9 protein-coding genes and 2 pseudogenes are annotated in these 12,462 nt (G+C 36.7%); 4 read left to right on the top strand and 7 right to left on the bottom strand.

The window, feature by feature from the left end; genetic code table 11:
- Positions 1-45: 45 nt before the first annotated feature.
- The 3 genes and pseudogenes from IPL24_15165 to IPL24_15155 form a co-directional block, all read right to left on the bottom strand.
- Positions 46-936: a helix-turn-helix transcriptional regulator gene (locus tag IPL24_15165; protein MBK8364946.1), complete on the bottom strand. Its 891-nt coding sequence runs from the start codon at positions 934-936 to the stop codon at positions 46-48.
- A gap of 150 nt (positions 937-1,086) precedes the next feature.
- A complete protein-coding gene (locus IPL24_15160) occupies positions 1,087-2,508 on the bottom strand; it encodes a serine hydrolase (GenBank protein MBK8364945.1) in 1,422 nt (473 codons plus the stop codon).
- 108 nt (positions 2,509-2,616) lie between these two features.
- Positions 2,617-2,937 (bottom strand): annotated as a pseudogene (locus IPL24_15155) (hypothetical protein).
- Positions 2,938-3,138: 201 nt separating this feature from the next.
- On the opposite strand from IPL24_15155, the gene IPL24_15150 reads away from it, so the two are divergent.
- A complete protein-coding gene (locus tag IPL24_15150; protein ID MBK8364944.1) occupies positions 3,139-3,705 on the top strand; it encodes a dihydrofolate reductase in 567 nt (188 codons plus the stop codon).
- Here IPL24_15150 and IPL24_15145 read toward each other — a convergent pair.
- The 4 genes and pseudogenes from IPL24_15145 to IPL24_15130 all read right to left on the bottom strand — a co-directional run bounded on the left by IPL24_15145 (position 3,695) and on the right by IPL24_15130 (position 8,876).
- On the bottom strand, positions 3,695-5,383 hold the full coding sequence (locus tag IPL24_15145; protein MBK8364943.1) for a multicopper oxidase domain-containing protein: 1,689 nt from the start codon (positions 5,381-5,383) through the stop codon (positions 3,695-3,697). The genes IPL24_15150 and IPL24_15145 overlap by 11 nt on opposite strands.
- A gap of 108 nt (positions 5,384-5,491) precedes the next feature.
- A pseudogene (gene chrA, locus IPL24_15140) lies at positions 5,492-6,618 on the bottom strand (chromate efflux transporter).
- Positions 6,619-6,659: 41 nt separating this feature from the next.
- Positions 6,660-7,985, bottom strand: a complete 1,326-nt coding sequence (locus tag IPL24_15135) for a multicopper oxidase family protein (GenBank protein MBK8364942.1) — start codon at positions 7,983-7,985, stop codon at positions 6,660-6,662.
- A gap of 312 nt (positions 7,986-8,297) precedes the next feature.
- The gene (locus IPL24_15130) at positions 8,298-8,876 is read right to left on the bottom strand and encodes a helix-turn-helix transcriptional regulator (protein MBK8364941.1); all 579 of its coding nucleotides are present in this window, start codon (positions 8,874-8,876) and stop codon (positions 8,298-8,300) included.
- Between the two features lie 142 nt (positions 8,877-9,018).
- Here IPL24_15130 and IPL24_15125 point away from each other — a divergent pair, with 142 nt between their 5' ends.
- Genes IPL24_15125 through IPL24_15115 form a run of 3 tightly spaced genes read left to right on the top strand, consistent with a single transcriptional unit; the run spans position 9,019 to position 12,421 of the window.
- A complete protein-coding gene (locus IPL24_15125) occupies positions 9,019-9,594 on the top strand; it encodes an RNA polymerase sigma-70 factor (protein ID MBK8364940.1) in 576 nt (191 codons plus the stop codon).
- Between the two features lie 3 nt (positions 9,595-9,597).
- Entirely contained in the window at positions 9,598-10,608 is a 1,011-nt protein-coding gene (locus IPL24_15120) for a FecR domain-containing protein (protein MBK8364939.1), read from the top strand.
- Positions 10,595-12,421 (top strand): STN domain-containing protein, encoded by a 1,827-nt coding sequence (locus IPL24_15115; protein MBK8364938.1) that lies wholly within the window; start codon positions 10,595-10,597, stop codon positions 12,419-12,421. Before IPL24_15120 ends, IPL24_15115 begins: the two co-directional genes overlap by 14 nt.
- Positions 12,422-12,462: the final 41 nt, after the last annotated feature.

Genomic DNA, 12,462 nt, shown 5'->3' with positions numbered 1-12,462 from the left:
AATGAAAATTGTGTTACCGGGACCCGGGAAGGCTCTCAAAAAAAATCAGATAGCCTTATCCGTCAGAGAAGGCGGATACCCAAAGTGTTTTCTGAAAGCTTTACTGAATGAAAAAACATCTGAAAATCCACATAAAAGTGCCGTCTCAGTTACTGTAGTTTTGTGAATTTTTATTAGTTCAAGACCAAACAATAACCTTTTCCGGATAATATATTGAAGCGGACTGATACCATAAATTAGTTTAAAGTTTCTGTAAAAATGATATTCAGAAAGTTTGCTGACATTTGCCAGTGTCAGAACTGAAATCTCATTTCTAAAATGCGCATCGATATATTCTTTACTCAAAAGTATTCTTCTGTAAAGATCTTTTTTCGTCGTTAGTTTTACAGATTTGGTAGAATTGAGTTCTTTGTATAAAGGAATATGATCAGCAACAATTCTCTCCGCTAATGCAAAGTAAAATTCTCTGCTGAAGACTGGCTTTTCATGAGTCTCCGCTTCAAGATCTGACTCAAGCTTACGTAACATTAGCCCAACATTTGTTTGATTTGAATCATATTTATTTTCAAAAAAATCATTTGTGTTGAAGAATTTATCCAGGGTAATATCTGCAATTCTTGTATCAGGTCTTCTGTAACTGCCAACTACTTCAGATAAAAGTTCCGGAGCAACATCGATACAAATTCCTTTCACTGCTTCTCCGATCTCAACAAATCCTTCAGCAAAATGATTTGCAATTAAATATTGTCCACCATTGACATCATATTTGTTTCCATTGACAACATATTTTTCATTTCCATTGCAAACATATTTAATAGAAAAACTTCTGAATGGCGCGACGCAATATATTTCTTTAAGCAGTGAAAAATTGATCAGGCAACTCTTTTCAGGAAGTTGCCAGTCACTGCTGCTTTGAACCATGAATACATTATGCATGTGAATCTGCGGAGGTTTTATTGAAATAATATAACTCTAACATTTAGTCTAAACCACGAGAACACATGATTTGTGGTCACCAGGGTGTGAGGGTTAAGGTATTTTATTTTGAAACTAACGAATAAAAGTTAGTTTCAAAAAAATTTCACATTATTTAACAAGTTTGATCGATTTCAATACTCCCTCCTCACTTAAAAAGTTCAGAATGTAGATGCCTGTTGGAAGGTCAGCCAGATTTTTAAATTGTATGGTTTGATCAGAAGAGAGGACATTTGACAACTCTGTGACAGAAATTTTCTCGCCAAGAAGATTTACAATTTCGCATTTTAAATGCTTGTAAATTTGTTTAGAACTGAGTGACAAAGTAATGTGATCTGTGAATGGATTTGGGAAAACATTTACTTGAATGTTTTCAGAAGCACTTTCATTTATATTACTTGTTGGCAACCAGTCATTGTAAGTTTTTAGCAATGCAGTTACCACCGGTACCAGTGTCCAGGAATTATTTCTAGAGTCATTATTCAGTACCGAGATGCTTATGTCTCTGTCAGGAAAATACCATGAGCTTGCAGAATACGAAAGATCGCCACCATGTCCGTAGGCTTGCAATCCAAGAAATGTTTTTTTCATTAACCCCAGACCATATGTTCCCGGAATGCCGGGTGCAGTAATTGTTGTCTTTGCTTCGGTCATCATTTGGGTAGAATGTAAATCGCCTCGCATGTATGTGCGCATCCATTTTGAAAGATCAGAGGCAGTTGCATAGTACCCACCAGCCGCTCCGCCAGCTGCATTTAGTGACAACCAGTTGAAATAAAAATTATGCGCATCATCGACAATTCCATCTGCGTTAAGATCGATCCAGACATGTGCTACCGGTGATGTCACAGTTTCATATGCCGGAATTGTGAATGTGTTCAATTGAAGTGGTGTATAAAATTTATTTCTTAATACTGTATAGAATTCATTTCCTGTAGCAGATTTGATTATCATTCCCAATAAAAAATAATTTGTATTGCAATAACTCCATACCGATCCGGGTACATTTATTGGAGGTAATATAAAAGTAGAGATAAGATCTGCTGGTGCCCATATAGAATCCTGATCTGCAAGTAATGCCGGCTGACACTGTGGATTATTCAAAACGTCATATAAGCCGCTTTGGTGTCTTAATAATTGCCGAATTGTAATATGTGGATTGACATACTGAATAGTATCAAGCCATTGGTATAAACTGTCGTCGAGGCTCAATACTGACGAATCTACTAATTGAAGAATACAGGCGGCAATTATTGTTTTAGTTACACTTCCGATTAAGTAAACATCCGAAGGTTGAACATTGACTAATGGATTTCCGCTGGAAATTCCGGTTGCATGTGCCCAATTAAAGTTGTTAGGCATTTCAATTGCTGCACTTAATGATTTATTTCCTAAAACAATTTGCATGCTATCCAATGTGCGGTCGAGAAGTGAATCAAGAACAGGAGAAAAACTCTGAGAGTAAGAGGACTTGATAGAAACTGACAAGAAAATTGCCAGAAGAATTATGCGGAAGAATTTTATTATTTTCATAGTCATCTGAGTGATTGGTATTGGTGCAAACAAAGCTAGCCTACATTAAATAATTGTTGTTGTCAATTCCTGCTAATTTTGGAAGAGTGCAAAAAAATGACAGTACCATTAAGATTCCTGCCCTTTGGATGCCCTGTTTTCCGGTTTAAATTCAAGGCCATTTTCTTTCAAAACAAGAATAAGTTTACTGATTGCATTTGGGCCCATGCCATGAAGTTTAATAATTTCAGATTTGCGGAAAGTTGAAAGTTTTTTTAGGGTAGAAATTCCATTATTCTCCAGTGCGCGACGGGCAGGTGCACTGATTTGTGAAAGAAAACCGGTAGCCGGTTTTTTTGCATCCTCGCAGATCGGACATACCGGACAATCAGAACTTTTATAGAATTGATGTCCATTCGGACATGTTTTTAATTTATTTTTTGAAGGCGTCGTATAATTTCAGGTCATTTTGATTTTGAGAATAATTCCAGGCTTAGTATATAAATCTAGAATAAATTTATAAATTGTAAAAGCCGTTATTTTAAAGTTGTCGTAATTCACCCTTTAAAATATCGCAATTGGCATTTACTCAATAATAGGAAGTGTTTAGATTTGTAGTTCGAATGAATTTAATCCAGATTAATAAAAAGCATGAAAAGAAAATTATCGGTTTTTAATCAGATTTCTCTCGACGGTTATTTCTGCGGAGAGAACGGAGATTTAAGTTGGGCGCATAAGCATTCAGATGATAAAGAGTGGAATGATTTCGTAAGTGGAAATGCCTCCGGCGGTGGCGTTTTGGTTTTTGGAAGAATAACATATGAAATGATGGCAGGTTATTGGCCATCGAAATTGGCAATGGAAAACGATCCGATTGTTGCCGGCCAAATGAATAAACTTCAAAAAATTGTTTTCTCAAAGAAAATGAAAAAAGCAGAGTGGCAAAATACCCTTCTGATAAATGGAAACATTGTAGATGAAGTAAAAAAACTTAAGTCGATGCCTGGCGACGATATGGTCATTCTTGGAAGTGGAAGTATAGTATCGCAGTTAACAGAAGCCGGATTGATCGACGAATATCAGATCATAATAAATCCAATTGTTCTCGGAAAAGGCCGGTCGATGTTTGAAGGTGTTACAAACTCTCCTAAACTTTCATTGCGCGATACACGTCAGTTTAAAAATGGAAATATCCTCATGAACTATGTTACAGCTTGAAGAATTTTTTAGTAGTGACATTTCCTTTTTCATCAATTACCTCGATGAAATATAATCCGGCACCAAAATCAACTGCGGGTATAGTTAAATTATTTTCACTTGATTTTGTTTGAAATATTGTTTGACCTATTTCATTGCGGATTGTGATTTGATGAATAGTAGAATTTTCACTACTAAGAAATAGATTTAAATTCTCAACTACAGGATTAGGAAAAATCCGGCTATCATTATTCAACTCGTTTTCAGCTACTGAAGAGGTCGGAGGATTTACAATAAATTGACCCATCATACCATTGTCTTCATGACTTAAAATATGACAATGGAACATGTATGGCATCATAGGATCATTGAAGTCATTATACTGGGTAATGAGCACTAACGATCCACCCATTGGTGAAACTACTGCAACATCTTTTCGCCCTTGCATATTCAGAGGCGGAGTGGCACCGTTTACTGCAAGTACAAAGAAATGATTTCCGTGAATATGAAATGGATGTGGCATCATACTTTGATTTGATAGCGTCCACTTCATAATTGTATTTTGTGTTGTTGTCATATTGATGACGTTTTCATCGAACTGAACACCGTTCATTGCGAAATTCGTCATACTCATCATTGGTACACCTGTAAATGCAACGGTAAAATTGTCGGCACCTACAACAGAATACGGAACATTTAATGAGAGTGTAGCAGGTATTGTTGATACAGGATCAGAAGTTGGTGCAATAACATTTAGTTGAAGCAAATTAAAATCGGTATTGTCAAGCGGGCCCAGTACCATCATTCCCATAGCATCCGGTGGTCCACCGGGATATCCTGCCGGTAATTGAGAACCATATTGTTTTATAAAAAATGTATTTCCTTGCTGACCTGAAAAATCCACCAGGATCTCTGCTCTTTCTCCTGATCCTAACATTAATCTGGTGAGTGGAACGGGTGCATTCAAAAGTCCTGCATCAGAAGTAATCTGATTGAAAGTTCTGTTATCGTCAAAACCAAATTCAAAGAAGCGATGACTTGAAGCATTCAGAATTCTTAATCGAACGATCTGTGCAGGAACATTTACAAATGGTGCAGTGATCTGCCCGTTTACCATTGTTATATTATCTGCTTCATCGTCAAGAATGATTTGTTTTGTTGTGCTGTCGAGATGTTGCCATTGAAATACCAGAGGAAAATCGTCGACACCATATTTTCTCGGTAAACTTAAACTAGCTTCAAGTGAATCGCGAACAATGATCAAGCCAGCTGCACCCATCATCACCTGATCCATCGTCTTTCCGTGCATGTGCGGATGATACCAGTATGTGGCAGCATTATCCATAACTGTAAATGCAGGACTCCAGGTATCAGAAGGCATGATCATAGTATGTGGCCCGCCGTCATTCATTGGAGCTACATGCAAACCATGCCAGTGTGTTGTAGTTGTATCTGCGAGTTCATTGTGAACATTCATTGTCAGCGATTGTCCTTTGCTAAGAATTATTGTTGGGCCAAGATAACTGCCGTTGTACCCTATAGTTGTAGTATTGATTCCCGGAAAAAACTGATGTGAACTGTCGGCAATATTTAAATTTATGTTTGTTCCGGCGAGAGTATCAGGAATGAATAATGGTGTTTGTGCATTCGTATAAACGGCTGCAAAAAGTAGCAATGCAAACGATATTAAATTTCTCATGAATATAGATTAATGAAAGTGAAGGAATCGGATTAACTTCCGTATTTACGCAGGGTTCGAAATTAGCATATAGCAATAATATAATCTATGCCTTTTGTCATGTAAAAATTATAGCAAGGAAAGAATATATCCTGAAATTGAACTTCCGATAATAATCAAAACGCTGTTTATCCGGGGGAAACCGAAAGTAGCAATAGTACTTATTATTGCAATTGAGATCGTTTGCCAGGAAGTGATTGTTTCTTTACCCATGAAATAACATACAGAAAGTATAATGGCTACTGATGCTATATTCACAGCATCCAGAAAAACTGAAAATAATTTTGAGTTCCGCATTTTTTTTACAATAGGATTTAGAAGAGCGACAAAAATAAATGCCGGAAGAAATATTGCCACTGTAGAAACAACGGCACCGCTAATTCCATTGATCTGATATCCGATAAAAGTCACAGAGGAAAACACTGGTCCGGGAGTGAATTGCCCAACAGCAATTGCATCAATTAATTGCTGGCGTGAAATAATCCCTGTTGAAACAAGTTCGGTATCGAGAAATGCAAATAGTACATACCCACTTCCATATAATATTGCACCGATCTTTAAAAAGATGAGAAAGAGATTCCAGTTTCCAATCAAAAAAGTTGGTGTAGATATTTTCAGAAGTGTAAATGGAATTAGCGAATTAATCTTAGTGTCTTTTTTATTCTTTATGGAAAACAATGCCATTGAAAAGAAACCTGCTCCGAACATAAGATAAATTTCATTGAACTTCAGAAGCGAAAAATGAGGACTACAATTCCAATCCAGGCCAATTCCATAGACTTCAAAGAATTTTTTGCTAATGGAAAAATCGCTGCAAGAATTATTGCAATGATAGCAGGTTTTATTCCGTAGAAGAAGGGTTGTAATTGTGGAAGTTGTCCGTATGTTTTGTATAACCATGCAAATATGCCGGTAATAAATACTGCAGGCAAAATAAAACAAAGTCCGGCAATAAAAAATCCCTTCCATCCGGCTCTTTCTTTACCTATATGAATTGCAAGTTCAGTGCTATTCGGTCCGGGAATTAAATTAGTCGCTCCCATCAGATCCAGAAATTGTTGATCTGTCATCCATTTTCTTTGAATCACAACTTCTCTACGCATCATTGCAATGTGTGCAGCAGGTCCGCCGAAAGCTGTGAAGCCTAACTTGAGAAAAAGTTTTGCGAGAGAATTTAATTCCTGGTTATTACTCATGAAGAGAATACTATTATTTCATGGGCAATTTATATCTTATTTTAATTGTGGCAATGATGTGTACCTGATAATTTTGATTTTGTAACCGGCATTGATTTGTTTATCACTTCAAAATTGGCCATCATTCCTGCTGCATGATGTTCTAAGATATGGCAGTGATACATCCATACTCCAGGCCGGTTGTCCGGCATCCAGGCGATTTTGATCTTTGAAACAGGAGGCAGGTTAACGGTATCCTTCCATGACTTGAAAGCAGGTTCTTTGCCATTGATCTCAAGTACCTGAAAGAAGAATCCGTGAAGATGAAAAGGATGATCCATTCTGCTTGTATTTGATACTTCCCAGACTTGAAGTTCGTTCACATAAACGGGATTGTCATTAACATGAAGATCATTATTTACCAAAAAGTCGAGCCCGTTTTTGGCGCTTAATCCAACAGAGAGTTTTACTTTTCTGTTAACCATAGTTTCTGATGAGGTAAGTGGTTGAATGTCTCGCAATTTTTCAGGAATAAATGCGACTGATGGTTTGTTCTCAAGTACATTTACAGTTGCATAAGTATGTGTACGCGCTTTCAGAAAAGTCATTCTGTCGTACTTTAATGCGTTGATCGAAAATGTATCTCCGGCTTCAAAAGGTCCAGCAACTATGTCAACACGTTCTCCTGGGGCAATCAAAACTTCATTCATAATTTGAGGCGATTCGATCATCCCCCCATCACTTCCGATGACTTTAAATTCTTTTCCTTCAAGTGAAAATTTGAAATAACGTGCATTTGATGAATTAATGAAACGCCATCTTTCCATTTGCCCGCCATGAATATTGATAATGCTATTTTCTTTACCATTCAACAATAACACATTTCCTTCACGGCCATCATGTCTTTCAGCCAGTCTTTTCAAAAAATTTGAAGGCATTAAATGATTCTGCTCCGCATCAAGTTTCATGTCGTCGATCATGAAAACTCTGTCATTATCAACTGTAGGATCGTTATCATCTTCAACGATCAACGAACCGTACATTCCTCTTTCTACCTGTACTGTTTCATTTGCATGAGAATGATACCAGAAAGTTCCCGCATCCGGAACAATGAATTTATATTCAAAGGACTCACCGGGTAAAACAGGTTTTTGAACTTCTCCTGTTCCATCCATTGATGCCGGAAGTCTGATTCCATGCCAGTGAATCATTGTTGGTTCATTCAGATAATTTGTAAAATTGACGATCACTTCATCGCCTTTTTTTACACGCATTTCAGGGCCTGGTAATTGTCGGTTAAATCCCATTGCACTAATGGTTGTTTCATCAGAAAGATTCCATTCAAATTCACTTGCAGTCAGGAAGAAGATTTTTGTGTTTGGTGTCATTTGTGTTGTAATTTTATATGTGTTTTTGATTTGTTTAAAAGAAATAACGGAGAGATCTTTTCAAACCTCTCCGAATTGATCATGCGCCCATTGAACAGCCGCAATTACATCCTACACATGTACATTCATTTCCACAAGTACAAGATCCGTTTGAGCAAGCACCGTTGCTGCATCCGTTTGTTTTAATTGATGTTTCCATAACTTTTGTTTTTTTAATTGTTTAATTAATGATACAAATGTATGGCAACAGACCACTTCGGGTTTTATGTAAAAAAGGGGAAAATGTATATAATTTTTGGAATCTGCTTTTTTCTACAAGGTATCAATAGACTTCCTGCGCTCTGCTCCGATCTTCTTAAAATGAGAAGGCGTCAATCCTGTCACTTTTTTGAATTGCGATGATAAGTGATGCACACTACTGAAGCCGGTCTGATAAGCGATCTCAGTCAGAGAAAGTTGATCGTAAACAATCAATTCCTTTACTTTTTCAATTCTTTGATTTATAAAAAACTGCTCAATTGTTTTGCCTTCAATGGATGAAAAAAGGTCGCTCAGGTAACTGTATTCGTAGGCAATTTTATCTGTAATAAATTCTGATAGTTTTTTACCTGATTTCTCAGTAGAAATATTCAGGTAATCCATTGCAAGTTGTTTTATATTCTCAACAATCTTATTCACCCGCATTTCAATCAGTTCAAATCCGGTATTATTTAATTCAGTTTTTAGTTTTTCAACAACAGATGCCTCGGGTCTGTCTAATATGTCAACTTCGCCAAGTGATATTTTTTCAAATGGGATGTTAAGTTTTTTGAAAATACCCGTAACAGAAGAGACGCATCTCTGGCAAACCATGTTTTTTATGTATAATGTTTGTTTCTGCGGCTGGGACATTGAGTATTTCTATTGGTATGAAATACAAAAATATGATAAAATGCGAATAAATTATTTTTTAACAGGTAGAATAGGGGTAACTCTTTTTTCAGTTGTCTTATATCCACAAAGCATTTGTAAATTGCCGCCAAATTGAGTAGCGGTGTTTTCAAACGAAACAGAAATTGTACTGGCTTTGCAAAATGGCGACGAAAAAGCGATGGAAACGCTTTTCCGGACCTATTATCAGCGCTTATGCAATTATGCCAATACCATTTTGAACGATCTTGATGAATCGGAAGAAGTGGTTCAGCAAATGTTCGTTCAGCTTTGGGAAAAACGCGAAAAAATGGAAATAACTTCTTCGGTTCAGTCTTATTTGTTTCGATCTGTAAGGAATACTTGTCTGAATAAGATCAAGCATTCAAAAGTGCGGCAGATGCATGCTGAAGAAGTTACTGCCCTTGCCCAACAATCAGAACCTGCAACAGAGACTACTTTTCACAATGAATTGCAAAGTCAGATTCAGGTTGCAATTGAAAGTTTACCGGAACAATGTCGATTGGTTTTTAAACTAAGTCGTTTTGAAGAATTAAAATATTCTGAGATCGCTGAACAATTAGGCATCTCTGTCAAAACAGTCGAGAATCACATGGGAAAGGCATTGAAAATTATGCGTGAGCGATTGAAGGATTATCTGGTCGTATGGTTATTATTCGTTTCATTATATATTTGTTGATAGGTGGATAGCAGATTTGAAAATATAGAAGTCTTAATTGCAAAGTATCTCGCCGGCGAAGCAGATGCTGCTGACCTCGTTTTGTTAAACGAATGGCGGAAACTTTCATCTGAAAATGAAATCGAATTTTCGCAGATGGAAAAACTTTATAATAATTCATCTTCTTTGCGCAATGTTATTCCTGTAGATACTGATGCTGCCTGGATGAAATTAAAGAATACAATATCAATTCAACCTGAACAAGGAAAAATAATTTCAATCAAACCTGCTACTTCCCGAATTAATTTTATCAGAATTGCTGCAAGCATTCTGATTGTTGCCGGATTGGGAATGCTGGCTTTCTTTCTGACGCTTCCGGCAGAAGATAAACTTGCTGAAATTAAATCTGATAATGTGATCCGAAAAGAGAAATTACCCGATGGGAGCACAGTTACACTGAATAAAAATACAACTTTAGCCTATTCTACAGATCATTTTTCAAGAAAGAGAATTGTGAAGTTGAAGGGAGAAGCATTTTTTGATGTAGTACACGATGAGAAAAACCCTTTTCTGATCGAGGCTGCTGACCTGAAGATAGAAGATGTAGGGACAAGCTTCAATGTGCAGGCAAAAGAGAATACTGGTATTGCAATAATTTCTGTTGTGTCCGGTGAGGTTAAAATTACTACGCTCACAGGACAGGTATTTAATCTCGTGGCAGGCGAAGAAGCAACATATAATGTGAAAACTAAAATAGTTTCTAAAAAGGAAAGTGTTGAAGAAAATATTTCTGCATATGCTGATCGGGTATTTGTTTTTGAGAATGCAGAATTGAAAACAGTAGTTGATGTTTTGAATGATGTGTATGATTCACAGCTAACGATTGAGAATCATAAGCTGGATTCGTGCAGGATCACAGTCACATTTGACAATGAAGCGATCGATGATATTGCAACTGTAATTGCAGAAACATTAGGACTTGAGATTAAAAAATCAAATGAACAGATAATTTTATCAGGAAATGACTGCAAGTAGATTTAAGATTTTAATTTTTTCATTGTTAATTTTCTGTGACAGCACATTTGTCTTTTCACAAAAAAGTATTCCTTTCCTGGAAAAGAAAGTTACGATCAATGCAAATACTGAGAATGTGGAGGCCGTTCTGAAAATGATTTCGCAACAAGGCGGGTTCACTTTTTCGTATGCCCCTTTAGTTGTTTCTGGAATGAAACCTGTTTCTATTAATGTTGTTTCTAAACCTGTCCGCCAGGTCTTGAATCAGATCTTTGAAGGCCAGGTTGCATATAAACAAAAAGGCAATCACATAATTCTGGTAAGGACAAATACTAAGAAAACTCAGGAAGAGCCAATTTATTTTTTGATAACAGGATATATAGTTGACGGAAAAAACGGAGATCAGATCAAGGAGGTAAGTGTGTTTGAAAAGAAGACCCGCGTTTCAGCGATAACAAATAATTATGGCTACTTCACTTTGAAAGTTGATAAAAAAGATGTTGGTGAAGAGCTTTTATTGAATATCAATAAAGCAAATTATAAGGACACGATCTATTACGTAAAGCAAGCAGGTACCTCACATATTAATGTAACAATTTATCCGGAGAACTTACCGGAACAAAGCATTGCTTCAAACAACAATTTTGATCAGGATAGCCTGATGCGTGTTGATCAAATGTCTTTTGTAAATATGTTTTTGAACAAGGAAGAGGAGATTCATACAAAAAATATCAAGGATACTATTTACAGAAAATTTCAGGTCTCATTTTTACCTTTTATCGGAAGTAATTTGCGGTTAAGTGGAAATACTGTCAACGATTATTCTCTGAATGTATTAGGCGGATATTCAATGGGAACCCGAAAACTTGAAGCGGCAGGATTGTTCAATATTGATCGCGATTCAGTAAAACATGTGCAGTTAGCAGGATTATTTAATGTTGTTGGCGGACATGTTGAAGGAGTTCAGGCTGCCGGATTGTTCAACACAAACCTTAATACAGTGAAAGGAGCTGAGCTAGCCGGATTGATGAATATCAATGGCGACACTGTTAAGGGACTTGAACTTGCGGGTCTGATGAATATCAATCTTAAACCGGCTTCCGGTTTTCAAGGTGCGGGATTAATGAATATAAATTTGAAAGATGTTCACGCCGTACAAGCTGCAGGGTTGATGAATGTAGCTTTACACAGATCAACAGGAGCCCAGGTTTCAGGATTAATGAATATTTGTAGTGGAGATATTTATGGTGCGCAGATTTCAGGATTACTGAATTTTGGAACAAGAGTACATGGTTCTCAGATTGGAGTTTTTAATTTTTCTGATAGTGTAGCCGGAGTGCCTGTCGGGTTTTTGAGTTTTGTAAGAAAAGGTTATCATCAACTTGAAATTTCGGCCAATGAATCATTCCCTTTAAATCTTGCTTTACGAACTGGAGTCCGTCAATTCTACAATATTTTAGAAGCAGGAATGAAATTCAGCAATGATAGTCTTGCTGTCTGGTACTTTGGCTATGGTTTAGGTTCAGCGGTCAATATGGGAAAGAAATGGCAGGTAGATTTCGATTTGACAATGAGTCAACCTTTAAAAGGAAATGAATTAAATTATTTTAATCCCCTGACAAAATTAAATGTAACTTTTGAGAAACGATTTACAAAATATTTCTCTATTGCAGCCGGCCCATCTTTGAATATCTTTTATTATCATTTACAAGATCCGACATTTGATAGTGTACTTGAACAGATCGTTCCTGCGAATCTGATCAGCAGTTCAACCTCCGGCAATTACAAAAACGCAACGTGGGTTGGAGGAAAAATTGCTCTGCGATTCTTTTAGAGTGAGAGTTGAAAGTTAATGCTGCATCGCTTAGCTCAGCG

Source organism: Bacteroidota bacterium (assembly GCA_016711505.1).
Lineage (GTDB): Bacteria > Bacteroidota > Bacteroidia > AKYH767-A > 2013-40CM-41-45 > JADKIH01.
Note: the sequence above shows the minus strand (reverse complement) of the source record. Positions and strands in the feature narration are given on the sequence as shown.

Excerpts from the sequence above, each read along its gene's own strand:
- IPL24_15165 (MBK8364946.1), bottom strand. The coding sequence starts at position 936 with ATGCATAATGTATTCATGGTTCAAAGCAGCAGTGACTGGCAACTTCCT.
- IPL24_15160 (MBK8364945.1), bottom strand. The coding sequence starts at position 2,508 with ATGAAAATAATAAAATTCTTCCGCATAATTCTTCTGGCAATTTTCTTG.
- IPL24_15150 (MBK8364944.1), top strand. The coding sequence starts at position 3,139 with ATGAAAAGAAAATTATCGGTTTTTAATCAGATTTCTCTCGACGGTTAT.
- IPL24_15145 (MBK8364943.1), bottom strand. The coding sequence starts at position 5,383 with ATGAGAAATTTAATATCGTTTGCATTGCTACTTTTTGCAGCCGTTTAT.
- IPL24_15135 (MBK8364942.1), bottom strand. The coding sequence starts at position 7,985 with ATGACACCAAACACAAAAATCTTCTTCCTGACTGCAAGTGAATTTGAA.
- IPL24_15130 (MBK8364941.1), bottom strand. The coding sequence starts at position 8,876 with ATGTCCCAGCCGCAGAAACAAACATTATACATAAAAAACATGGTTTGC.
- IPL24_15115 (MBK8364938.1), top strand. The coding sequence starts at position 10,595 with ATGACTGCAAGTAGATTTAAGATTTTAATTTTTTCATTGTTAATTTTC.